Origin of the sequence: Blastopirellula retiformator (assembly GCF_007859755.1) — a bacterium.
Lineage (GTDB): Bacteria > Planctomycetota > Planctomycetia > Pirellulales > Pirellulaceae > Blastopirellula > Blastopirellula retiformator.
Map to the genome: position 1 here is coordinate 22,287 of NZ_SJPF01000003.1, position 23,778 is coordinate 46,064.

The 23,778-nt window shown below is 58.4% G+C and carries 23 protein-coding genes and 1 pseudogene; 14 read left to right on the forward strand and 10 right to left on the reverse strand.

From position 1 onward, the window contains the following. Nucleotides 1-355 precede the first annotated feature (355 nt). A complete protein-coding gene (locus Enr8_RS11800) occupies nt 356-1,033 on the forward strand; it encodes a response regulator transcription factor (RefSeq protein ID WP_146431742.1) in 678 nt (225 codons plus the stop codon). A gap of 128 nt (nt 1,034-1,161) precedes the next feature. Further along, complete coding sequence (locus Enr8_RS11805) at nt 1,162-1,593, forward strand: hypothetical protein (RefSeq protein WP_146431744.1); 432 nt, start codon at nt 1,162-1,164, stop codon at nt 1,591-1,593. A gap of 13 nt (nt 1,594-1,606) precedes the next feature. Here the strand turns inward: Enr8_RS11805 and Enr8_RS11810 are convergent, their stop codons facing one another. After that, on the reverse strand, nt 1,607-4,273 hold the full coding sequence (locus Enr8_RS11810) for a hypothetical protein (protein WP_146431746.1): 2,667 nt from the start codon (nt 4,271-4,273) through the stop codon (nt 1,607-1,609). A gap of 172 nt (nt 4,274-4,445) precedes the next feature. Here Enr8_RS11810 and Enr8_RS11815 point away from each other — a divergent pair, with 172 nt between their 5' ends. Further along, nucleotides 4,446-5,237 (forward strand): sugar phosphate isomerase/epimerase family protein, encoded by a 792-nt coding sequence (locus tag Enr8_RS11815; protein ID WP_146431748.1) that lies wholly within the window; start codon nt 4,446-4,448, stop codon nt 5,235-5,237. 818 nt (nt 5,238-6,055) lie between these two features. On the opposite strand, the gene Enr8_RS11820 is transcribed toward Enr8_RS11815, so the two are convergent. Continuing rightward, nucleotides 6,056-6,499 carry a Dps family protein gene (locus tag Enr8_RS11820; protein ID WP_146431750.1) on the reverse strand — a complete coding sequence of 148 codons (444 nt, stop codon included), beginning with the start codon at nt 6,497-6,499 and terminating at the stop codon, nt 6,056-6,058. A gap of 307 nt (nt 6,500-6,806) precedes the next feature. Here Enr8_RS11820 and Enr8_RS11825 point away from each other — a divergent pair, with 307 nt between their 5' ends. The 8 genes and pseudogenes from Enr8_RS11825 to Enr8_RS11855 all read left to right on the forward strand — a co-directional run bounded on the left by Enr8_RS11825 (nt 6,807) and on the right by Enr8_RS11855 (nt 12,281). Then, nucleotides 6,807-7,046, forward strand: a complete 240-nt coding sequence (locus Enr8_RS11825; protein ID WP_146431752.1) for a hypothetical protein — start codon at nt 6,807-6,809, stop codon at nt 7,044-7,046. A gap of 24 nt (nt 7,047-7,070) precedes the next feature. Next, a complete protein-coding gene (locus Enr8_RS11830) occupies nt 7,071-7,373 on the forward strand; it encodes a hypothetical protein (RefSeq protein ID WP_186767606.1) in 303 nt (100 codons plus the stop codon). Between the two features lie 312 nt (nt 7,374-7,685). Beyond that, nucleotides 7,686-8,657: a DUF1559 domain-containing protein gene (locus Enr8_RS11835; RefSeq protein ID WP_186767607.1), complete on the forward strand. Its 972-nt coding sequence runs from the start codon at nt 7,686-7,688 to the stop codon at nt 8,655-8,657. 114 nt (nt 8,658-8,771) lie between these two features. Further along, nucleotides 8,772-9,182 (forward strand): carboxypeptidase-like regulatory domain-containing protein, encoded by a 411-nt coding sequence (locus Enr8_RS11840; RefSeq protein ID WP_146431759.1) that lies wholly within the window; start codon nt 8,772-8,774, stop codon nt 9,180-9,182. 333 nt (nt 9,183-9,515) lie between these two features. Continuing rightward, nucleotides 9,516-10,475 carry a DUF1559 domain-containing protein gene (locus Enr8_RS11845; protein ID WP_146431760.1) on the forward strand — a complete coding sequence of 320 codons (960 nt, stop codon included), beginning with the start codon at nt 9,516-9,518 and terminating at the stop codon, nt 10,473-10,475. Nucleotides 10,476-10,665: 190 nt separating this feature from the next. Beyond that, nucleotides 10,666-10,767: pseudogene (locus Enr8_RS26160) on the forward strand (transposase); the annotation flags it as partial. Next, nucleotides 10,737-11,798 carry an IS3 family transposase gene (locus tag Enr8_RS11850; protein ID WP_246119929.1) on the forward strand — a complete coding sequence of 354 codons (1,062 nt, stop codon included), beginning with the start codon at nt 10,737-10,739 and terminating at the stop codon, nt 11,796-11,798. The pseudogene Enr8_RS26160 and the gene Enr8_RS11850, both read left to right, overlap by 31 nt. 120 nt (nt 11,799-11,918) lie before the next feature. Further along, nucleotides 11,919-12,281, forward strand: a complete 363-nt coding sequence (locus tag Enr8_RS11855) for a hypothetical protein (RefSeq protein WP_146431762.1) — start codon at nt 11,919-11,921, stop codon at nt 12,279-12,281. A 215-nt stretch (nt 12,282-12,496) separates the two neighbouring features. Here the strand turns inward: Enr8_RS11855 and Enr8_RS11860 are convergent, their stop codons facing one another. Continuing rightward, complete coding sequence (locus Enr8_RS11860; RefSeq protein ID WP_146431764.1) at nt 12,497-12,862, reverse strand: cupin domain-containing protein; 366 nt, start codon at nt 12,860-12,862, stop codon at nt 12,497-12,499. Further along, nucleotides 12,862-14,622 carry a solute:sodium symporter family transporter gene (locus Enr8_RS11865; RefSeq protein WP_146431766.1) on the reverse strand — a complete coding sequence of 587 codons (1,761 nt, stop codon included), beginning with the start codon at nt 14,620-14,622 and terminating at the stop codon, nt 12,862-12,864. The genes Enr8_RS11860 and Enr8_RS11865 overlap by 1 nt, the downstream gene beginning before the upstream one ends. A 328-nt stretch (nt 14,623-14,950) precedes the next feature. Between Enr8_RS11865 and Enr8_RS11870 the strand changes: the two genes are divergently transcribed. Next, nucleotides 14,951-15,181, forward strand: coding sequence for a hypothetical protein (locus tag Enr8_RS11870; protein WP_146431768.1), 231 nt, complete (start codon nt 14,951-14,953; stop codon nt 15,179-15,181). A 57-nt stretch (nt 15,182-15,238) separates the two neighbouring features. Here Enr8_RS11870 and Enr8_RS11875 read toward each other — a convergent pair whose 3' ends face one another. Next, nucleotides 15,239-16,342, reverse strand: coding sequence for a peptidylprolyl isomerase (locus tag Enr8_RS11875; RefSeq protein WP_146431770.1), 1,104 nt, complete (start codon nt 16,340-16,342; stop codon nt 15,239-15,241). A 111-nt stretch (nt 16,343-16,453) separates the two neighbouring features. Then, the gene (locus Enr8_RS11880; RefSeq protein ID WP_222434858.1) at nt 16,454-17,791 is read right to left on the reverse strand and encodes a hypothetical protein; all 1,338 of its coding nucleotides are present in this window, start codon (nt 17,789-17,791) and stop codon (nt 16,454-16,456) included. Nucleotides 17,792-17,962: 171 nt separating this feature from the next. Here Enr8_RS11880 and Enr8_RS11885 point away from each other — a divergent pair, with 171 nt between their 5' ends. Further along, on the forward strand, nt 17,963-19,060 hold the full coding sequence (locus Enr8_RS11885; protein WP_146431774.1) for a DUF1570 domain-containing protein: 1,098 nt from the start codon (nt 17,963-17,965) through the stop codon (nt 19,058-19,060). Between the two features lie 83 nt (nt 19,061-19,143). Further along, complete coding sequence (locus Enr8_RS11890; protein ID WP_146431776.1) at nt 19,144-20,109, forward strand: C-terminal binding protein; 966 nt, start codon at nt 19,144-19,146, stop codon at nt 20,107-20,109. Nucleotides 20,110-20,341: 232 nt separating this feature from the next. On the opposite strand, the gene Enr8_RS11895 is transcribed toward Enr8_RS11890, so the two are convergent. The 4 genes from Enr8_RS11895 to rpe all read right to left on the reverse strand — a co-directional run bounded on the left by Enr8_RS11895 (nt 20,342) and on the right by rpe (nt 23,470). Further along, entirely contained in the window at nt 20,342-21,103 is a 762-nt protein-coding gene (locus tag Enr8_RS11895) for a hypothetical protein (RefSeq protein ID WP_146431778.1), read from the reverse strand. Nucleotides 21,104-21,265: 162 nt separating this feature from the next. Beyond that, nucleotides 21,266-22,126 (reverse strand): acetyl-CoA carboxylase, carboxyltransferase subunit beta, encoded by an 861-nt coding sequence (accD, locus tag Enr8_RS11900; RefSeq protein ID WP_146431780.1) that lies wholly within the window; start codon nt 22,124-22,126, stop codon nt 21,266-21,268. 52 nt (nt 22,127-22,178) lie between these two features. Continuing rightward, entirely contained in the window at nt 22,179-22,763 is a 585-nt protein-coding gene (locus tag Enr8_RS11905; RefSeq protein WP_146431782.1) for a histidine phosphatase family protein, read from the reverse strand. A 20-nt stretch (nt 22,764-22,783) separates the two neighbouring features. Next, entirely contained in the window at nt 22,784-23,470 is a 687-nt protein-coding gene (gene rpe, locus Enr8_RS11910; RefSeq protein ID WP_146431784.1) for a ribulose-phosphate 3-epimerase, read from the reverse strand. Nucleotides 23,471-23,778: the final 308 nt, after the last annotated feature.

The window sequence follows — 23,778 nt, forward strand, 5'->3', positions numbered from 1 at the left end:
GGAGACGATGCACCCCTGAATTACCACATTTGCGCAATAAGGGATCGTATTTGTACCGGAGTTCAGGTTTATGGCCAATGTGCTCGTATGCTATAGTTGTCGTGGATTCACAAACTTTGTCTCATTCCAACTTCAACTTGTCGCAACTAAGAATTCGTTTCTAGAAACAGCACCTCATCGCTCCGGTTTCTGGCTTAGCAGGATGTCAGAAACCGCACCGCAAGGAATCTTTGCAAAAGCGGAGCGAGAGCCGGTTGGCTAGAGTTGGCGAAGCTATGGGCAGCACACTATTGGCATAGAAGGCAGCGCAGGCGTCCTGCGCGGCGTGAGACATTTTGCCCATAGCCGAAAGTCCATGACCAACGTTCTCTCTCTCTACCTCGTTGAAGACGACGCTCCGGTGATTGAATCGGTCCAAAGGTTGGTCGAATCGATCTCGCTACCGCTCGTCGCGATACCAAGAAACGATCAACTGCTCGACCTACTTCACCAAGGGGCCTGCGGTTGCCTACTGCTCAAATTGAACGTCGAACATATCGAGCTGCTCAAACGCGTCCGCGACATGTCGGCGACCATTGAGACGGTTTTCTTAACCGACGTCGCTGACGTTTCGCTGCTCGTTCAGGCCATGCGCTTGGGCGCGTCGACCGTCTTGAAAAAGCCGTGCCGCAGCGACGAGTTGCTCGCCGCCATTCGCTCGGCGGTCGGAGCCGCATACTCTCGCCAGCAAAAGAGCGAACAAGCCGAAGCGGGCCGACGCAAGCTGAAGAGCCTGACCAAGGAAGAGTCGCATGTCATGCGGCTGATGATCGCCGGCCGGACGAATCAAGAGATCGCCGATCAGATCCAGCTCAGTCTGCGGACGGTGCAGTTTCGTCGCTCGAGCATCTTTCGCAAGCTAAAGATCTCGACGAAGTCGCGCCTTTTCGACCTGGCGGTAACCACGGGGCTACTCGACGAATTGGTGGCCGAAGTGCCGCTGATGGCGGTGCATGCGGTCGAGGAAGCCGCGTCGTCGCACGCCAACGATTAACGCCGGCCGGCAAACGGGGCGTCGGCTCGGTTGCTGCCGGCGAAAATCGCCGCCAATTGCTTGTCGATATCGACGATCGGCCTAAGATCAGGGAAGAACGCCAATCATCGCCAGGAAGGTTTCCTCGCATGTCAGAGCCAAATCCCTACGCATCGCCGCAGTCGCAGGAGACAGGAGAGTTGGTGCGGGCGGAATGCCCTGCGGGGTTCGTTTGGAGCGGCTTCGTCGACCGTTATCAGTTTCAAGTGGCGCCGGCGGGCAACCTCGCGCCGCGGATCGTCGAATTCTACCGAAGCGTCGGTTTTCGCCCGACGGACGACGGCCCCGATTTGCATTTTCGTCGCGGGCACTTGTGGGGCAGTTTGATCGGCGCCGAATCGCGAGCCCGGCAATCGGTTTGCGTCGAACTGACGCCGGGCGGCGCGGACTGCACGGTGGTAACGCTGGAGTACGACGTCGATTTCTATTTTGCGTTTCGCTACAAGCCGCGGTGGACTTTGTCCCCTTTCCGCGAAGCGGTGCGATTGGCGCGGACGCTGGACGCGATCAACTGGCAATAGCGCCGCGTGGCGGTTACTTCTCGGCGACGATGCGGTGATTAAAGATGCGGACGCCGCCGATCTCGCGGATTTGCAACAGCATATTCGCCCCCATGATGTCGCTGCCGTTGGGGATGCGATAGGTAATCGTCTTACGACCCCGGGCCATGTTGGTCACGCGCAACTGCATTCGCTTCCGCCCTGGGGCGAACAGCATGCAGTCGAAGGTGGAGAAGTTGTCGTCTTGCTTCAATAGCTCCGCTTCGACAACCAGATCGCCGGTCGCTTCGTCGAGGTGGCACGAAGATTCTACGCTAAGCATGCCGCTGCCGATTAGGATGCGACGATAATCGCTGAACTTGTAGGTCTTGTCGGCTTCAATCTCGAAGTCGAGTTGCACCCGCTGGTATCCGCTTGAAGCGTCGTTTCGCAACAAGATGCTCAGCATGTTGGCGTATTCGCCCCCACGCGAAAGTTTGAACGGCGTGACGTCGGGCGTGATTTCCCAAACGTCGGGACCGACGATCCGCACCACGCCGCTTAAGCTTTGCGGAAACTCGTTCTTCACCGACAGTTTCAAACGCTGAGGGATGCCGAAGTTGCTGCTGAGGACCGCTGGGGCGAACTGGCAGCTCATGCGCATCTTGGCGACCGACTCGTTCATGCCGACGATAAACATCGGAATCGGCCCGACTTCGATCACCTGGCGATAGTCGTCTTGTTCCGGTTTGATGCGGCGACCCCACAGGTCGACCACCTCCACGTTATCCCCCAGGTAGATCGTTTCGGTCACCGGGCGATCGTTCCAGATCACCATCGTCGTCGAGCCGTCGCGGCTGAAGACGTGGTTGTTGCTGTCATTGGGAAGTTCCAGCTGCCCCAGGTAATTGGCGCCGGAGATCATCTGCGCCGTCGTGCGCCATGGCAGCAGCAATTCGCTGGGCGAGCCGTCCTCGTTCATCAGGCCATATTCGCGATCGAACGGTCGCGGAATGAAGACCGCCTCGGCGTGATGGATTTTGGCCGACAGCATCTTCTCGAGCAGATCGCGGGCCCGCTCGTTCGTTGTGTACTTGGAGCGCGCCAAGGGATAGATCGTGACGAAACGCTTCGTCTTGCCGGCCGAGTGGTCCAGGTAAGCGCCCAGTTCGTCTTTGGTCAGCGGGATGACGTCTTTGACATTGCCGTTTTGCGGAATGATCGAGTACGCCAAGAACTCCCACGGCAATTCGCGAGCCTGAGGCGTTTCGGCCATCCACCGCCACGGTACGCCGAGACGGATGTCTTGGCCCGACTTGCGAAGTTCGGTATGGATCTGCTCCAGCTTCTCTAGCAGGTTGCGATAGCCGACGAAGCTGACGTCTTCGTCCGACCCCAACTGCCAGTAGCGAACTTTCAGCGACAGCCGAGTCATGACCGGTTCAAGATAGGGGCGCCACAAGATCGGCTCGGCGAAGATGCTGGCGACCAGCAGATCGTCGTTCTCGCCAAACAAGTAGCGGATGTCCTCCGGCGGCTTGTCGACCAGCGCGATCATCTCGATATGGTTTTTCTTCAGGCGTTCGGCGAAGCGGGCGACTTCGTTGGCCCGATCTTTCTGGTTCTCGCCGTACCAAACCGGGAACTTGACCCAGTTCACGCCCACTTTGGTCAGCAGGTTGCCCATGTTGGTCATGTCGAGCGGCGTTTCGCCGTCGCGCAGCGACCAACCGAATTCGCCTGACGATGGCGGTAGTTCGTTCGGGACGACCGCGACCGAAATCACGCGGTGATGCATCAAGCCGGTGCTGCCGATCATCGTGGCGTGCACTTCGTAGAATCCGTACTGCGAAATCGGCGGTTTCCACTGCATCCTGCCGGCGTAACCGATGTCCCAGTTCTCGGTAGTCTGCGCCTGCTTGCCGAAAAGTTCGGAGGCCAGGTTCGATTTACGAGCCACCACTTTGCCGTTGAGTCGGCTTTCCATCCTGGCCAGCGATTGGCGGCCTACGTCGACCAGCTCGAATACGATGCGCGGATCGCGTTCGACGATGCCTGATACGTCGCAAGAGATTTCGATGCCCACCGGATTCGAGAAGACGTGGTTGCCGTCGGGCGTCGCCAAGGTCATTTTCGGTAGCCGGGCGAACCAGACGTCGTCAAAGAAGACGGCGCCGGTCAGGTCTTCGTCGATCTTGCCGTCCGGTTCGATATGCAGACCAATCACCGCCATCGCCACTTCGGTCGAACTTGGAGCGACTGGTCCGACTCGCAATTTTATCCAACCGCCGGTTTCCCGAAATCGTTCGGAATAGAACGTTTCGATCGGCTGCTCTTTGGCGTTGAAGAAGGTGATCGAGAGAAAGGCTTTGTCGTACTTCAGGCCTTCGGTTCGCATCCGAGCTTCCAGCACATAGCTGAAGATCTCCCGAGCTTCGATCGGCGGGCTGTAGATGGCGGCCGATCCGCCGTCGAGCGTCATCTTGAGCGAGCGATCGCCGACGACCGAGTCTTCCTCGGTTACCTTGATGTCGAGATAGCGGGGAAATCCGACCCCGCCGCGACGGGTCCATTGGTCAGGCCATTCGTCGTAGTTCAGGTCAAAGTCTTGCGAAAAGTCGCAGTGATAGAGCTCGATCGCTTCGGGATGGCGCGCGTCGATCGGGGCGTCGGCCTGGGGCATGGCGACGATCAACAGCGGCAGTAGCAGAAGCGGATTCATATCGGAAAGAGGACGCAAAAGGAGCGAAAAATCAGCGCTGCGCGCAAATGCCGGGCGCACAGGTACTTGAAAACTTGGCTTATTCCACGGATAAAGCCAGACGGACCTCCCGCCGACTGGCGCTGGCGGCCCTGTTTTCCAATCGACAATCCTGATAATCGCGACAATCGCTATGTTTCGTTTCGGCGTTCAACTCCGCTCCCTCCGTCTGCCGGTTCGTAAAGCGCTGCAGGTCGCTTCGGAATTGGGATTTCGCGGCGTCGAAATCGACCTCCGCAGCGAAATCATCCCGCGGGAACTGTCGCAGACCGGGGTGCGCCAACTGCGGAAGCTGCTCGACGACTTGAATCTGAAAGTCGTGGCGACCGCCTACCCGACGCGCCGCCCCTACAACGACTCGGATGATCTCGAGCGACGGATCGCCGCCACCAAAGAGGCGATCGACTGCGCCTACAAACTTGGCGCCCCGCTGCTGACCAATCACATCGGACGGGTCCCTGAGGAAGAGACCGACGAACGATTTACGCTGTTGCGAGACGTGATGGCGGAACTCGGTCGCTACGGCCATCAGAACGGCGTCTTCATGACCGCCAAGACCGGGCCGCAATCGGCCGAAGATTTGAACCGTTTGCTGAATGTTTTGCCCGATGGACTGTTGGGCGTCGAGTTCGATCCAGGGGCGTTGATCGTCAACGGCTTTTCGGCTCGCGAGTCGCTGGAAGCGCTGCTGCCGCATGTCCGCCACGTGTGTGCTCGCGATGGCGTCCGTGATTTGGCGATCGGCCGCGGCATTGAAGTCGAGCTGGGACGAGGCTCGGCCGACTTTCCCTTGCTGTTGTCCCTATTGGATGACGCCAGCTACAACGGCTCGCTAACGGTCGTGCGCGAGAACCCCCAATATCCCTTGGCCGAGGTAGAGCAGTCGCTGGAGTATCTGCGACAGTTGGTTCCGCATGCTGGTTAGTGCGATTTCTCACCAGACATAAGTTGCAAGTTTAACGATCGTGTCGATCGGATTGGCTGGCGCCGATGACATGCCACTGCTTTCTAGAGCGTTTTTCTGATAGCTGTAGCGTTTCTGGCGTTAGTGAGGCAAGCTGGTCAAGGCGACCGAAGCAGGCGAATCCTCAAGATTCGTCGATACAGGTCAACGCCGACCAGCGCGGCCGCAACCAGCCAGAACGATACAGATGGAGGAAAACCGCTCTAAATTTGCGGTCAGTTTAACCGTCAGCCTGCGGAAAACCACATCCGCAGGACGTGGACTTCTTTGCCTAGCAGGCGAACAATTAGGGCGTTGAGAGGATCAGTCGCTTTCCGCCTGCCCAAAGGAAAGCGACTCTTCTTATTGACGTTTCCCGCACTAGGCGATCCCGGCCGGCCATTCCCCCAAGTTTGCCCCCGCTGGCCGGATCGCCTTTTTTCGTTCTTGCCCAGCAAGAGGAACACGGAAGCCACGGCAAAGAGCACGGAGGAACGCGGTAAGAAAAAGGAAGTGAAAGAGGACGCCGCAGCAATGATCATCGGGGTGCGTGATAGAACTCGCTTTCCCGAATAATTTCCTCTTGCTTACCGCGACTTTCCGTGATTCATCCGTGGCTTCCGTGTTCCATTCTTCTGTCGGCGAAGCTAACAGTCCGTTGATTTTCTCGACGGACTGCGTGATCGCACGGATGCGATCCCAAAATAGCGACGTAAGTCGTTATTTTGCGAGCCGCGAAGAGCTATGCTCTGAGCCTGGCGAGGTTGGAAAATGCCACGATGGCATTTTTCAACAGGCAGCTAAGTCTGCAGGTAAGAGCTGAGCATCCAGCGTTCCTTCTCAAGGCTGACGATAAAGTCTTCCAGGATGATCACCGTGCCGGTGTCGCCGATCTCTTCGGCATGGGTATGCACCTTTTTCACGTGATCGTTTAGTTTGCCCATGTCGGCGTGCAGGTTGGCGACCATCGCTTCGGCCGAAGCTTGCGAGTTGTCTTCGACCAAGGTCGTCAGCTTCAGGAACTCGGCCAACGTGCAGGGAGGATTACCGCCAAGCCCGCGAATGCGTTCAGCGATTTCGTCGATCGACTCAGCCGCCGCCACATACAGCTCTTCAAACTTGGCGTGCAGCGGAAAAAAGTCTTTGCCGACGACGTTCCAGTGATAGCCGCGTAGCTTTTGATAGAAGACGGCGAAGTCAGCCAACAACTTGCCCAGTTCTTTGACGGCGCCATGATCGGTCATGGGGGGAGATCTCCAGAGGTGCGTTTGAGGTCAGATCGGGGTTACTCGTCATTATACGAGCGTGCTGACTGGCCGCCAATTGCCGACCGGCGAACCTTGCGTGACTTCCTGTTTGCGAGCAGCTATCCTGAGACCGATCGGCGCCCGGGCCGAAACAAAGATCCAGCTGCCCAATCCCGAACCGATGGAATGCCCCACCATACACGTTCGTCGGCAAGCAAGGGCAGAAGCTGGGCTTTTCCGACAAGGCGTGGGAAGCGGCCTTGTACTATACCGCACATCGTTCGGTCGAGAGCGTTTGGTTCGCGTGTTGCCTTCGCAAGCCGCCAATCCGTATGTCGCTCAGCAGAAGATCCTCGGCTTTCACGATGCCGCCAGTCAGGCCGACGCCCTGGCGATTGCGCCCTATCTGAGCATGAACCTGAGTCCCCAAGGCAAACCTTCGTCGGATGAAGTGGCCGGCTGGACGGTCGACCAAGTCTTGGATCATGCCGAGCAGCATTCGCTGCCGCAGTGCACGGAGTGGATGGAAAAGAATCGCGAATAGGCCGCCAAGCATCGGTTGCAACTGTTGGCGTATGAAGGAGGTCAGCACTTTGTCGGCGTCGGCGGTGGCGAACGTAGCGAGCAGCTGACCCGTGTGCTGCATGCGGCCAACGCCGATCCGCGGTTGGCGGAGATCCATGCCCGTTACTTCGCCGCCTGGGAAGCCAACGGCGGCGGCCTCTTCCGCTACTTCTCTTCGGTCGGCGGGTGGTCGAAATGGGGCAGCTGGGGCGCTCTGCAGTCGCTGGAGGAAGACCCTACCCAATCTCCCAAGTACCAGGCGATGCAGACCTTGGCGGAAAAGCTGGGGCAGCCAATCGGACGCTAATCGGGCCAGGATATGCCACTTTTGGTGGGAATGAGCTTCTCCTTTGTTGCCACTCTTAGGCGTTTTTTTAGAAATTTTCCCGAAGACTTAGGCGCAGATCCGACCCGTTCTGATCGCCAAATCGGTCGTAAAAGCTCTTGTTTTTTCATTGATATTTTGCTGGCCGGTGGGGTGTGTCTCTGGAGCGCGCAAATGTCTAGACCTTAGTTAGGAAATAAGTTTATTCTAAACCGTATGTTGATGCGTTTATATTTTCCTTTGTCGACATGCTTCCATTCCCCGTTTTCCTGCAAATACGGAGATGCCCTTCACATGCAAAACAAAAATCGTGGTTTTACCTTGGTCGAATTGCTCGTGGTGATCGCCATTATTGGCGTCTTGATCGCCCTGTTGTTGCCGGCGGTGCAGCAAGCCCGCGAAGCGGCTCGCCGCATGAGCTGCAGCAACAACATGAAGCAAGTCGGATTGGCGCTGCACAATTACCATGACACGTTCCTGGTACTGCCCCCGCAAGTCGCCAAGGGAGGCCACAGCGCCGACTGGTGGATTCACATCCTGCCCTTCTGCGAACAGGGGAACGTCTACGCTCAGCTTCGCGTTGACGCCGGCGGATTTTGGATGGGCAGCACCAGCCCCCAGGCGGTTAACAACAAAGACGTGCTCGACGAGTTTGCACCTGTCTACATGGTTTGCCCCTCGTCGCCGATGCCGACCTTTCTGACCAAGGCGAACTCCAGCGGCGACACCGATCAGATCGAACCGTCGTACGTTGCGCTTGCCGGATCGAACAACCACTCGACGACCGATACGTCGGTCAACGGCGGCAACTCGCCGATCTCCGCCGGCGGGATGATCCTGCGTGGACAGTCCCTTAATTTCTCGGCTTGCACCGACGGTACGTCAAACACGATCGTCGTCGCCGAGCAAAGCAACTGGGTCAAGAACTCGTCGGGGCAAAACCAAGACATTCGCGCGTCGCACAATGACGGCGGCTGGCAAGGAACGAATCCGGTGACGAAGGTCAACGGACCTGGCAGCGTCACCGGCGACGCCAATCGTTGCTGGAACGAAACGACCGTCATCGGCGGTCTGGGCGTGCGGGTCTATGACGCGACCACGATGGGGCCGAACAAGTGCAACACGCCGCTCGTCTCGGCGCATCCTGGCGGCATTATGTCGCTTGGAATGGATGGCCATGTCAACTTCATCGCGGAGACGATTGACGTGACGACCTGGAAGAACGCCGTGGATCGCAACGACGGCAACGTCGTTACGCTCCCGTAACGCGAATCCTGCCCTGAAATCTGTGATGCCAGGCCGCCGCTTCAGCTATGACGCGGCGGCCTTTGTCATGATTCACGATCCAACCTGCCCCAAACTGCACGGAGAAGAGCGCCGATGAAATTCTATTTGCCCCTGCTGCTGACCGCCGCCTTCACGATTTCGGTCGGCTGCAATTCGCAAGCCACGCTCGGGACAATTCACGGTACGGTGACCAGCGATGGCGCACCCCTGACCGAGGCGACCATCTCGTTTCGCAACATCGATACCGGAGAAAGCATCAGCGACGAGCTGGACGATCAGGGCCTGTTCGATATTACCGCCGCTGGTGGGATCAAGCCTGGTAAGTACAAGGTGGCGATCATTCCGCCGGAAGTGGAAGTCTCGCGGGGGCCCAACAGCTCGCCGGTGCTGCAGCCCAAAGAGATGCCCAATCTGCCGAAGCAGTACCGCAGCATGAACACGACGCCGCTCATCAAAGAGGTGGTGGCCGGAGAGAACGATTTCAGCATCGAGCTTAAGCAGTAGATCGCGCTGCTGAAGGTCACCACTGCGGCGAAAAACAGCGCGTTTGACGGGATTTTGGTAGTCGGACCGGGTGTCGCAGCGACTAACGGAAGAAAACACAGACTTTTTATTGAAATTAACGGGCCTTTCCGGTGGTTGAATGACCGCGCAAAGGCCGGTAATTTTTGTTTATGCAAAAAAATAGAGAATTACCCTGCTCTTGCCCGTAACGGATCTCAGGAGTGTCGATACAATAGAAGCAAACTCCGCGCAATGGATCGCCTAGCCCTTGTTCCTGTTTGCGACTCCGGCGCGCCTCTTTTCATCTCATCTATTTCTCAGGAGCACTCACTTATGCGTATTCGACGCGCTGGGTTCACACTCGTTGAACTGCTTGTCGTCATTGCGATCATCGGCGTTTTGATCGCGTTGTTGTTGCCCGCGGTCCAGCAAGCTCGCGAAGCGGCCCGCCGCATGACCTGCACCAATCAACAAAAGCAGATTGGTCTGGCGATGCACAACTATCACGACACCTTCGGTTCGTTCCCGCCGGCCGCGGTCTGGTTGGGCGGCACTGGAAACGCACCCGAAAGCGGACGCGATGGAAACTGGGGAGCGACTTGGGCCTTGATGATTTTGCCATTCCTGGAGCAAAACAACCTGCACGCCCAATACAACTTCGGCAACGTTGCCCGCGATACGACCAACAACCTGGTGACGCGACAAAAGCCAGACGCCTACCTCTGCCCGAGTCACCCGACGGTAACTGCGCGACTGACCCAAGACTACGACGGTTTCGCCAAGACCAACTACGCGGTCAGCCTGGGCGCCGGTCGATTGTTGAATCGCAGCGACTTCACCAATGGCGCTCGCAAAGGAGCGTTTAACGTGGTCGGACAATACGGAGCGCAGTTCCGTGACATGACCGACGGAACATCGAACTCGATCATGCTGAGCGAAATCATGAACAACACCGCGACTTCGGATGACCGTGGCGCGTGGGGTTGGAATAGCGGAGCGACCTTCTGTGGCCGCAATTCGACGGGCTCCGAAGTGGTGATGACGCCGAATACGAAAACGCGGATGGACGCGAGCCACTACTCGTCGAACCAGACCAATCTGACGGTCTACGGCCAGAACTCGAATCCTGATGCGGCGACCGCTGCCGGCGTCGCCGCACGAAGTTTTCACCCCGGCGGCGTGATTATGTGCCTGGGCGACGCGAGCTGCCGCTTTGTCGGCGAAACGATCGACGCGACCGTTTATGCCAATGCGATGGCCATCTCCGACGGCAATGCGACCACGCTGCCGTAAGGCGGCCGGCTTCATTTTCGCGGAAGTATCAATCAACAAACCCATCTGCCGTTGGAGTGCTCCCCAAATCCTGATCCATTCGTTATGAAAGATCCAGAGCCAAAATTCTGGCGAAGGATTTTTTATGAGTAAGAAGCGACGTCGGCATTCGGCCGAACAGATCATCAAGAAGTTGCGGGACGCGGACGCCATGTTGGCGGCTGGCAAGAGCGTTGGCGAAGTGCTTCAGGCGTTGGAAGTGAGCGAGGCGACGCTCAGCCGTTGGCGAACGCAGTACGGCGGCATGAAGAGCGAAGAGGCGAAGCGGCTGAAATCGCTCGAAGAAGAGAACAACCGGCTGAAACGGATCATCGCCGATCAAGCGCTCGACATCTCGATGCTGAAGGAGATCGCCAAGGGAAACTGACCACCCCTCAGTCGCGCCGCGAGGCGGTCAAGCAGCTTCAGGAGAACTATTCGGTCTCCGAGCGGCGGGCCTGTCGCGTGCTCGATCTGCCTCGATCGAGCCAGCGATTTGAGGGGAAGCCGAGGGACGAAGACGCCCGCCTGACCAAGCGAATTTTGGAGCTGGTGCGCGAGCGTCCGCGTTGGGGCTATCGCCAGATCTGTCAGCTGTTGCGACGCGAGGGGGAAACCTTGAACATGAAAAAGATGCACCGACTCTGGAAAGCGGCCGGGCTGAAAGTTCCGCAAAAACGCCGGAAAAAGCGGGCGACCGGCGTTTCAACGAACGCTTGCCACGTGCAGCCGGCCAGCTTCATGCATGACGTTTGGACGTGGGATTTCATTCAGTCGTCGACGATCGACGGGCGAACGATCCGCTTTTTGAACATCGTCGACGAGTACACGCGGCAGTGCCTGACGATCAAAGTGGGCCGCAGCATCACAAGCGAAGATGCGATCGATACGCTGGCCGAACTCTTCTCGATGCATGGCGTGCCGAAGCGAATTCGCTGCGACAACGGCCCAGAGTTCATCTCGTGCGCGATCAAGACGTGGCTGGTGCTGATCGGCGTCGAGGTGCTGTACATCGAGCCAGGCTCGCCGTGGCAAAACGGCTTTTGCGAAAGCTTCAATAGTCGCCTACGTGATGAGTACCTGCACCAGACCGACCTGCGGAACGAGGAGGACGCGAGGATCAAAGCTCGGGCCTGGCGAGAAGACTTCAACGAGCGACGCCCGCACAGCAGCTTGGGCTACCTGACCCCGTCCGAGTTCGCGCGTCGCTGTGCCGCTTCCACTCCAGTCGCTGCGCTCCTTCCGCTGCAGCGGCACAGCGACCCCACCCAATCGTTACCTGTTTCCCAAACCGATCTTTCATAAGGCTTGGTACAGAAAAAGGGGGCAGGCCACCGTCTGAAGCGTGCAGATGGGTTTTCCTTTGGGATTCAGACCAGCTCACATCCTTTCCTCGCTCACGTCCTATTTTCAGGTGCTCCTGCCATGCATACTCAACGTCTCTTGTTGGTTCTCGTAGGTTTTCTTTTCTGCACCGGCTGCTTTTCCGGTCCGGGAAGCGAAGGGGTCGGCGTGACCGATCCGGAAGTTGGTAAGACCGTTCAAAGTCAGGTCGAGAATTTCGTAACCGTGGCGCAGAAATCGCCCCGAGCCGCGAAGGGGAACCTGGACCTGATGCTCGAGTCGCTGGACGGCGCTGCCGATCGCGGCGAGGGGTTCGCCAAGGTGCGGGACGAAGCCAAGAAGCTGCAGTCGATGTACCAAGCGAAGGCGAAAGACGCCAAGTTGAAAGCGCAAATGCAGACGCTGAAAACGACCGCTGACGCGCTGGTTCCGGGCTCGAACTAACGATCTCCACCGAGGTTGGCCCCCAATCGACTCGTTATCGGGGCCGGCCGCTGGAGCGCGGCTTAGCTGCCTGTTGAAAAATGCCCTCGTGGCATTTTCCAACCTCGCCAGGCTCAGAGCATAGCTCTTCGCGGCTCGCAAAATAACGACTTACGTCGCTATTTTGGGATCGCATCCCTGCGATCCAGCAGCCCGTTGAGAAAATCAACGGACTGTTAGTCTTCTAGCAGCACCGTATCGTGATCTTCATACGGCGGTGCGCAGCAGCAGAGCAAACGAAGTTCGACCGCCCCAGTGTTGGTGATCTGGTGCGTGGCGCCCGGCGGAATCGCAATCGCATCGCCAACCGTCACGCTTTGCACCTCGCCGTCGATTTTCATCTCGGCGGTTCCCTGCGTGATGTAATAGATCTCTTCCGTCTTCTTGTGATAGTGGGCGATCGTCTGGCGACCGATCGGAATGCGGGCCTCGGCCAAACTCTGTTGACGAATCGCCGAATTGCGATGCGATAACAGCTCCCGAATCTCGGAGCTGTCTTTGGTCGTAAACGCGGGGACTTCGTCTAGATTGAATATGTCCATCAGGTACCTGCTGCATTCCACAAGACGGTGAAGTCGGCGAAGTAGCCGTAAATCGCCAACACGACCAGGACCAAAACGATCCCGACCGGCCACGCGAGCGGCCAACTGGTCATGTCGACCGCACCGCTGTCCTGCTGTTCATACGGCGTAGCCAACGGCGCGATCCGTCCAATGACTATCATCATCCCGATCAGCGACGCGAAGACTACCCCCAGGAAGTGAAATTCGCGAAATGGTCCGGCCAATAGGCTGGAGAAGTTCAGCACCGAGTGTTCGATCGTTAGTGGGTAGATGAACTGCAGCGACTTGGGAAGCGGGACTCCGTTTTGCAACGCTCGTTCCGCCAGGTGCTCTAGAATGCCGGGGCCGAAGTAGCCAAATGCGATCGTGAGAAAGCCAACAATCAAGGCGAAGTTCGCGGCGAATGCCGGCACGCGCTTCGTCAGAAGACCGATCAACAGCACAGCGAAAATCGGAATGAAATAGAGCCCGTTCATCTTTTGCAGATAGCCGAAGATGCTGTCCTGCCCGGCCAACAGCGGCGCGACGGTCATCGACGTCAGCGCGATGATCGTACCAAACCATTTACCAGAGCTGATCACTTCCTGCTCGGACGCGGTCGGACGGATCAAATGTTGATAAACCCCTAGGCTAAACAGCGTCGCCGTGCTATTGAGGGCGGAGTTAAACGAACTGAGAATTGCGCCCATAATCGCCGCGGCGAAGAATCCTGCGAATTGCGGAGGGAGCACCTTTTGGACCAGCTTGCCGTAGGCCTGATCTTTATCGCCCATCGGCAACGTTTCGTGGAACATGTGATAGGCGATGATGCCCGGCAGCACGAGAATCAGCGGCGCCAGGATCTTAAGAAAACCTGCGAGCAACACCCCCTTCTGCCCTTCCTTCAGACTCGACGCGCCGAAGGTCCGCTGAATAATTTGCTGGTTGGTCGTCCAGTAAAACAGGTTGAGCAGCAGCACGCCTGTAAAGAGTGTGGAGAATGGTACGGAACTGTTGGGCCCGCCAATCGAGTTGAACTTTTGCGGCTCCGCTTCCTTCAAGGTTTCCAGGGCCGCCAGCGGATTGTCGTTGATCGCGGTCAAGCCGTACCAGACGATTAGCGCCCCGCCGACGAGCAAGCCGCAACCGTTGAGCGTGTCCGAAACGGCGACCGTTCGCAGACCGCCAAAGATCGCGTAGATCGAACCGATGACGCCGATCAGCCAGACGACTGCCCACAACAGAAAGGTATCGGTGTTGATCCCCATCACCGTGGCCACGTCGCCCAGCCCCAGCATATTGCGAAGATCAAGAATCCCGATCATCCCGGTCGCGCCGGTATACAGAATGATCGGCAGCAAAATGCCGGCGTAAGCGATGATAAAGATGAATGAAGTGATCGAGCGGGTTCGCTCGTCAAATCGCTTTTCTAAAAACTCCGGAATCGTCGCAATGCCGCTCTTCAAATAGCGGGGCAAGAAGAAGAGGGCCATGATTACCAGCGACATACCGGCGACCACTTCCCAGGCCATCACACAGATACCGTCTTGGTAAGCGGCGCCATTGAGCCCAACCAATTGCTCAGTCGACAGATTGGTCAGCATCAAAGAGCCGGCGATATAGCCGCCGGTCAGCGTTCGACCCGCCAGGAAGTAACCGGCCGAAGTGCTATGTTGGTCGCCGCGGGTCAAAAGGACCGTAATGATGCCGACCAGTCCGGTGAAAAAGACAAAAGAGAAGGTGGTGATCAGCGTTTCCATGGGGGCGGATGCTCTGTCGCAAAAGATGGGGGGGCGGGGGCAAACGTATCAGCCTAATGAATCCACGCAGTACGGCAAGGAGATTTTCCTTGGCGTTATTGAGAAATTTTGCTTCACTTCCCCTGCCGCAGTCGGTCGCCATGAGTAGGCGACTTTGTTTTTTTGCGGGCTTTGGGCCGCCCCATTTGGCTGTCGGGGGCCGCTCAGAGTACAATGACTGTTGCTTAACGATCACGCCGCGGGCCACTCGCGGACCTCTTCCTTTCGCTCCTTGATGGCGCCGCACCCAATGCCGATGTTCTCACAAGTTCGACGTGTCTGGGCTTCTTTGACCGCATTCTGTCTGACGACGTTGTTCGTCCTGGGCCCAGCGACGACGCTGCTCGCGCAGGCTGATGGAGAAGAAGAAGCGGGGATCAGTTGGGTGGGCCCCTACATCTTGGTCGGGCTGTTCATCACGCTGGGGGTGATTGCGGTTTGCTACCAGTCGAACCGTCAGAACGAAGAGTTGCGTCGCAAAGAACTGCGCGAGATGCAAGAAAAGAACAAAGCGGGCTAAGCTCGCCCGCTTTCGGTTCTTTCGAGTTCTAGACGGCGCTAGGTTCTGCCCTGGCGCTTACATGTCGTTCCGTTTCATCGTGGTCGGCGCCGTCATGCGGCGCGGTTCCGGGTAAGGCGACATGTAGTCGCGATACTCTTCGGGGTACTCGTACGAGTTGCGGTACTTCACTTCGGCTTGAGCCCTTCCCCGATCGGCCGTGTAGGAAAAGAGGTAGCGCTCCGCCGCTTTGCGGACGTCGTGTTTGACCTGCTCCCACGGAATGTCGCCCGGCTTCTCTTCAGTGACGCAGATCAGGTGAATGCCAAACGGCGTCTGAATCGGACCGGCGACTTCGCCCAGCGGGGCGTTGAATGCGGCGTTGTGAATCTCTTCGGAGATCTGATCGTGGCGGCCAATCCAACCGACGACGCCTCCCTGTTCGCTGGACGGGGCGTTGGAGTAGCGTCGCGCCGCTTCGGCGAATTCGATCTCGCCTCGTTTGATTTGAACTCGTAGTCGTGCGCCGATGTCCCTCTGACGTTCGACCACTTGGCTGGGGGCGGCGTCATCAGCCGCCAAGAGAATTTGCGACAGTTTCCGCTGCGTGCCGTCGAAGTCGTGGCGATGCTGGTCGAAGTAGCGCTTCAGGTTGTCGTCGGTCAGACAGGCGTCGGCATATCGCGGCCAGGCGAGATTCCAGGCGATCTTACGCCGCAGCATCCGCATGTCGGTATGGTTGTCGGCAAGGAACAATTCGAGCGACTTGCCGCGAGCTTCCAGCTCTTTCTTTACCCGAGCGACTTCACGACTGATCTCGGACGAAGCGGGACGAAAGTCGGTCGACTCGATATACTGCAGCGCCAGCTCTCGGTCGATCAGGCGATTCAGGACCGACGACTTCAGGCCGAACGGCAGATCGCGGTCGCCGCTGCCGGAACCAAACGCTTTCGCGGCCGAGCGTTCGACGTCCACGTCGTAGATCGGCGCATTGTTGACGAAGGCCTCGATCTCGACGCCGGGCGGACGATCCATCGACTCGAACCGCGGGTCCATGTACCCGGTCTCCTCGTCGACGCCCCCTTCGGAATGTCCGGAACGTCCGAGCGTATCGGCGCAGAACAACAGCCCGAATACGACGGCAATTTGCACCAGATGACCCGGCCAAATCTGAAATGTCATATAGCAAACTCGCCCATCAGTGCGAGGAATGAAGTGTCCAACGAAGCGCGTTGCCTGTTTGTCAGGAGCGGTCGTTTTAGCAACGCGACTCCTGCCGGGGAAAGCGGCCCCTTACGGAAGTGGAATGTCGTCGAGTTGGAACTCGACCGGCAAGGAGACGATCGAACCTGGCGTCTTGTAAACCAACGTAAAGTCGTCAGGTTGGCGGTCATCCAGAATGAACTTGTAGGCGATGCCGATCGCGTCGGAATCTTCCAGGAATCGCTCGTAACCGGCATGTTTCAGACGCTCGCCGTCGGCCGCTTCCAGGTAGACCTCATTGGCGTCGACCCAGCCCAAGTGGGACTGCAGCGCTTCGGAACCGCCGGGGAACCGAACGATGATCCGGGCATCAAACAAGTCGCGGTTCTTGCGGAACTGCTCGAGCGCCACTTGGACGCCCCCTTTTTCCTGACGGAGACCACGGGCATTGGCCAGGCGTTCAAACCGGAAGGTTTCGACCCGTCCCGGAACAAGCGAGACCAGCTCCCCCTTCAGCTCTTGAATCATCTGCGAGCCGCGGGGCGCCACGTTGAGCGGGATCACAAAGTCGACCGACGTCTGACCGCTGTCGACGGCGACGTCGTAGGTGACGGGACCATCCGCAAGCTTCAGATCGGTACCTTGATCATCGGTGGCCACCAACTCGCTAAAGGGGAACTTGACCAGGATCGGCGCCAGGTGCGGTTCCCAGGTCACTTGCAGATTGACTCGCATGCCATCGGAAGCCGGCGGCACAAAGTTGCGATGCATCTCGATACGGGTCGGCTCGACCCGAAAGACGCCGCTGTAGGCGGCCAGGTTCAGCGGCAAGCCTGGGGCGTCACGATTGATGAACGCGAGTGCGTTCTTTTCGCCTGCGTAAGGATAGGCGGCGAGATTGGCGTCGGCGAAGACGCGATCGATCGCTTCCCAAAAAAGCGTCTTCTCGCACTGAATCGTGATTAGGGGATTGGTCGTTTGCTGACCAAAGTTCGGGCGGAAGTCGACGATGCGATTGCCCGATTGCTTTTCGATTTCGGCCAAGACTTCTTTGAGCGGCGCCTGGTTGAAGTCGAGCGTTACCAGCTGCGGCTGCGTCACGCTGTCGGCCTGTTGTTTCTGCAAGACCGTCGTAATCCGTTCGAGCCGAGCTTTGACTTCGGCCGGCGTGCGGTCGGTTACCTCTGGCAGCCAGTCAAGTACGACCGGGCCCAGGTCCATCAGGTCGGCTTCGGCTTCGTCCCGCTCGGCCAAGCTACCAGCGTCGAGCTGACGTACGAGATACGCAACTTGTTTCGAAAGCTTTGCCTGCGACTCATTGGCTTCCGAGCTATCTGGATCGGCGGCGCCATTCAACGGCGTCTCATCCGCTGCCGCAAACGCGGCGCAGCTACAGACAATGGAGAGCGCTAACAGAAAACTGCGCACAGATTTAGGCCTGATTAGGTAGGTGAGGAGATGAGATTAAGAGGAGTCGACGATTACGCATTATACCGGCGCAGTGGCGATTCTCCAGCAGTTTCCCAGGACTCCGTTCGAGGGGGTTTTTTGCATTCTACATTTGTGAAGTGATTCTTCGAGTCCAATGAGCTAGAAATCATGAAAAAACTACTCCCCCAGAAGTGGGTGTCGCTTATTCTCCCCCTAATCGCCGGATTAGGGATGAATGGGCTGGTTCACGCCCAGGCCTGGACGCTGAAGTTCGAGTTGGACGGTCAGGAAGTAGTGGGAACCTCCCTGTTTAACTCACCCGAAAAGGTGTTGGTGTTAGGGGTCGATGGCCAAATCTGGGAATTCGCTCCCAGCGAGGCTCAGAACTACGCCAAGGTTTCGGACGGGTTTACCCCGTTCAGCCAATCGCAGGTCCGTGGAGAGCTGCTCCGCGAGTTTGGCGGCCAGTTTGAAGTAACCGGCACCGGGCACTACTTGGTGGTGCACCCGCCAGGACAACGAGATCGCTGGGCCAACCGTTTCGAAGAATTGTATCGTTCGTTTCAAGGCTATTTCACCAGTCGCGGCTTCCGGGTCGAGCCCCCCCAGTTTCCGCTGGTCGCCGTCGTCTTTCCGACGTTCAACGATTATGCCCGGCACTCGGCCAGGCTGGGCGTGCGGGTGACGCCGGGGATGGTCGGCTATTATTCTTCGCGGACCAATCGCGTGTTGATGTACGACATCGTCGCAGGTCGCGAGGATGACGAGTTCTCGCAAGAGAACGCCGCCACCATGGTTCACGAGGCGACTCACCAGACCGCCTTCAACGCCGGCATTCATAGCCGCACCGCCATTCAACCGAAATGGATCGTCGAAGGATTAGCGACGATGTTTGAAGCTCCTGGCGTCTGGAACTCGGCCGTCTATCGCCGGGCCAGCGATCGCATCAACCGCGGGCGACTCGATTGGTTTCAAGACTACGCCGCCAAGTCGCGCTCTGCTGGTTCGCTGAAGTCGCTGATCGAATCGGACAGGATCTTCGCGCGACGTCCTGACGTCGCCTATAGCGAGTCTTGGGCTCTCTGCTTTTATCTGGTCGAGACCGATCCCCGCAGTTTTGCCCGCTATCTATCGACCGTCGCCGCTCGGCCGCCGGGCTCCGACTATCCCGCCGCCCAGCGGATCGCCGATTTTGAAGCCGCTTTCGGCAGCAACTGGGACATGCTCGAGGCTCGGTTTCTCCGCTACATCCAAGGACTGAAGTAGGCTGCTGGCCGCGTAGGAGCGATCGCCTCGATTCGTTAGAATGGAGGACTAACCCCGTTCCTACCTTCGCTGCTGAGCGAGCCATGCCGAAATTCAAAGCGCTGCTGACCGACTTTGCCTGGAAAGATCTCGAGATCGAGCAGGAAACGCTCGATAAGGCGGATGTCGAACTGATCGTCGCCACCCATACCAATGAAAACGCGCTCGCGACGCTCGCCGCCGAACACCAGGTCGACGCGATTCTGACCAACTGGGCCAAGGTCACCCAAAAGGTGATCGCCGCTTCGCCCAACTTGAAGATCGTCGCGCGTCTGGGCATCGGGCTCGACAATATCGACGTCGCCTACTGCACCGAGCACAAGATCCCGGTCACCAACGTGCCCGACTATTGCGTGATTGAAGTGGCCGAGCATACGCTCGCCCTGCTGTTGGCGTGTGCCCGGAAGATTGCGATGTACCACCACGAAACGCAGAACGGCACGTACGACCTGCAGGCCGGTCCGCTGATGCGGCGCGTGAGCGGACAAACGCTGGGGATTGTCGGGCTGGGACAGATCGGCACGTTGCTGGCCGAACGAGCGCTGGCGCTTGGTTTGCGCGTGCTCGCCACCAGTCGCAGCGGTAAGACGATGCCGGGCGTCGAGACGGTCGATCTGGAACGGGTGTTGAGCGAATCGGACTACATCGCCCTGCTGGTGCCGGCGACGCCCGACACGCGGCACATGTTTGGCGCCGAACAGTTCCAAAAGATGAAGCCAACCGCCTATCTGATCAACACGGCCCGCGGCGCGCTAATCGACGAAGCGGCGCTTGCCGCGGCGATCGAAAACGGAGAGCTGGCCGGCGCCGCGCTCGACGTGCAAGATCCGGAGCCGCCCGATCTGTCGAAAGCCCCGATGAACGACCCCCGCGTGATCGTCACCCCGCACGCCGCGTTCGTCTCGGTCGAATCGCTAGAAAACCTCCGCAGCCGCGCGACCAAACAAGTGGTCGACCTGTTGGAAGGCCGCACGCCCGAGAACGTCCGGAACCCGGAAGTGCTCGGTTAGAGTTCCCATTGGAGGTTAGCCCCGAAAGCTCCGCTTTCGGGGCGGCGCAGCCGCAGGAGGCATCAGGCCGAGACGAGCCATTCACCGGAGGCGCCCATTCTCTAACAGCGAAATGATCGCCGCCGTTTTCTTCTGGCCGCGGATTGATGCCTCTTGTCGACGATGTCGACCCCGATAGCGAGAGCTATCGCGGCTAACCGATTGGCTTGGGCAGTCGCGTTACAACTTCCTACTACGCGTCGATTCTTTGGGCTGCAAACGCCGTCTGCAGCGACTGCTCGAGCGAACCGAAATTGCCCGGCAGCAGTTCGCAGTCGCCGAGCAGCTCGCAATACTTTTCGGCGTACCGCACGTTCATGATGCGGGGAGCGACGTACTCCCCTTCAACCCGGATTGCGGCGATCTGTTTCGACAGGGGGAAGCGAGTGACGACGAAGCGAGAGCTGGGGAACGACCGTGGCATTCGAAGTCCATTGAAGAACTCGGGATCCATGTCGACGAGATCACGCTCGGGATCGTCGCCATAGATCGACGGATCAAACAGCCAGCCTCCTTGCATCAGCAGCAATTGGTCGCCATCCAGACGAAACACGATCGCCGGCTCTTCCAAGGCGTCGACCCCAATCTCGACGACGTCGGCGCCAGTCACCACGATCTCTTCGACCTGGTTCGACTGCAGGTCGAGCGTCGCCGCTTCGATCCGTTTTCGCTCGTTGGTGAAATAGGCCCGCGCCGCGAACGCGCCCAGAATAACGGCGATCGCCCAGCCGATCCAATAGCCGAACTGCCCCGACACCGGTCCCAGATGCTGTCCGATCCCGCGCAAGAGCATCGAGAGGAACCCGCCGCCTAGCAGCGCCAGCAAGGTTAAGACAATGGCGAAGCCCATTCCCAGGGCCCGCCCTTTCTGCTGCAGGATGTCCCGTTCGGACTGGTTCATCGAGCGGGTCGTAATTTCAACCATCGCGTCACAGCCACGAAGTTGCGAAGTCATTGCGATGGTCTCTATTGTACGCTCTTCCCCCAACCTGCAAGACATCGGTTGGGGCTTGCGGTTTCTTGGTGGAATCAACGAGTTCGCGCATAGAAAAAGGCTGGGTTCTCACCCAGCCTTATGTTTCGCTTGTGCATTTGGCAGGCATCACCTGCCCTGCTCTTACTTGCCGCAGTAGTCGATCGCGCGGGCGATTTCGCTCTTCAGGCGAGCACGCGGGACGATGCGGTCGACGAAGCCATGTTCCAGCAGAAATTCGCTGGTCTGGAAACCGTCCGGCAGTTCGATGCGGATGGTCGCTTTGATCGTACGCGGGCCGGCGAAGCCGATCAGCGCTTTCGGTTCGGCGAAGATCAAGTCGCCCAGCGACGCAAAGCTGGCGGCGACGCCGCCCATGGTCGGGTTGGTGAGGACCGAGATGAACAGGCCCCCCATCTCGTTGTAGCGAGCCAGCGCGGCGGTGACCTTGGCCATCTGCATCAGGGAGAGAATCCCTTCGTGCATCCGGGCGCCGCCGCCCGATCCGCTGATGATGATCAGCGGCAGGTTTTGATCGGCGGCTCGTTCGACCAGGCGGGCCAGACGTTCGCCAACGACCGAACCCATACTGCCCATGATGAAGGCCGAGTCGGTCACGCCGATTGCGACGCGGCGAGCGCGAATCATGCCGCAGCCGGTCAGGGCCGCGTCACGCAGACCGGTCCGCTTTTGCTCGGCGACCAGACGTTCGGCATACGCTTTCTTATCGGCGAACTTCAGCGGGTCGGTCGGCATCAGCTCGGCGTCCCACTCTTCGAAGGTGCCGCTGTCGAGGACTTGCTCGATGCGGTCCGACGCCGAGACGTACCAGTGATGTTCGCACTCGGGGCAGACGCTCAGCAACTCTTCGGCTTGCTTGCGGAAGATCACCGCCTGGCAACCGGGACAGCGTTGCCACAGTCCTTCCGGTACCCCGCGTTTGGCTCGTTTGACCCCTTCCGCGGCGGCGGGTGCAGCAGCGAACTCAGGCGTAGTCGACGACATTCGTTTTCCTTCTAGCTGTTGCCGCCGAAGTTGGCGGTACTCTCTATTCTAATTAACGAAGGGCGGGCTGGGGCGCGATTTCGATCAGTTCCCAACTGCCGCAGTTACCTTCTTCGGCTTTCCAAAGGTCGCCGATGCAGTGATGCAGCAAGGCGCAGCGAATCACCGACGCAATCGGCTCGGGCGTCACGATCGCCGCGACGCTTTTTGAGTTTTGGTATTTCTTGCAGATCTTGTCCAGAGCGGTCCGCACGCGAGTCCGGGCGTCCGCTAGCATCTCTCCCTCGGGCGGGCAGATGCCATCCGGGTTTTCTTGCCATTGCCGATAGACTTTCGGCTGGTTCTGCTTGACTTCGGTGATCAGCTTTCCTTGCCAGAGACCGACGTCCAGATTGCGGAACTTGTCGATTTTCTTCACCTTGGCCGAGTGGACCTTGGCGACGATTTCGGCCGCTTGCATCGCCGGCTGGCAGGGGCCGCAATAGACGACGTCGACCGACAGGTCCGCCATCTCATGGGCGGCATGTTGAACCTGGGCGATTCCTTGGTCGTTTAACGGAATGTTTAACGTCCCACGAATCCTGCCTTGCAGGTCGTAGTCGGTACAGCCGGGACGAATGAGCGCAACGCGCAACATAAAAAAGCTACACCTATGCTTTAGGAGGCGGCGACCGCGGCCGAGTTCAGGTCGCGGACTGCCGTGATGTAGTCAGGTTTGCCGAAAATGGCCGATCCGACTACCAACAAGTCTGCGCCCGCTTCCGTGCAGCGCCCAATAGTATCCAAATTCACGCCGCCGTCGATCTCAATCAGCACGTCGGAATTAAGCCGCCGCACCTCACGAATTTTGTCGAGAGCGATCGGATTGAACGCCTGACCGCCGAAACCGGCGTTGACGCTCATCATTAACGCGAGATCCGCCTCGGGCAGGGCGTCGACGATCGCATCGACCGGCGTGTCGGGATTAATCGCCACGCCGGCGCCACACCCTAGCGAGTGGATGTCTCGCAGCGTGCTAGCGACGTCATCGACAGCTTCGGCGTGAATGGTGATCACGTCGGCGCCTGCCTGTTGGAATTGTCGGATGTATTGCTCCGGCTTCTCGATCATCAAATGGACGTCGAGCGGCAGATCGGTCAATTTTCGGAAAGCGGCGACGATCGGCATCCCGTAGGTCATGTTTGGGACAAATATGCCGTCCATCACATCCAGATGCAGCGCCTGCACGCCAGCAGCTAGCAGACGTTCCACCTCACGCTCCAAGTTGCCGAAGTCGCACAACAAGAGCGAAGGAAGAATAACAGGCGCAGCTTCACGAAGCTGGGCTAGGTGGTCACGTGACATATCTTGGTAGAAGCTAGTGCGTCAGGATGATGGTAGTGTGCTCAATTCGCCGCAAGTGACGAATCCGGTCTGTAGGCTGTGGGACGCTGTAGTTAGAAGTCGTGGCGACAGGGCAAACCGCCGCAAAGGAATTGAAAGCCTACGTTACTCCGGGACAAAACTGGTTCGGGCAATTGTAACAACGGCCACCAGCAGAGTCAGCGCCCTGAATCGGTCATTGGCGTAACCCGCAATAGCACAATGGGTTAAATCGCGCAAATAATTGAGAAGACCACCCCGTTCGGGGTCCGAGGCGAGAAAATGCGCCG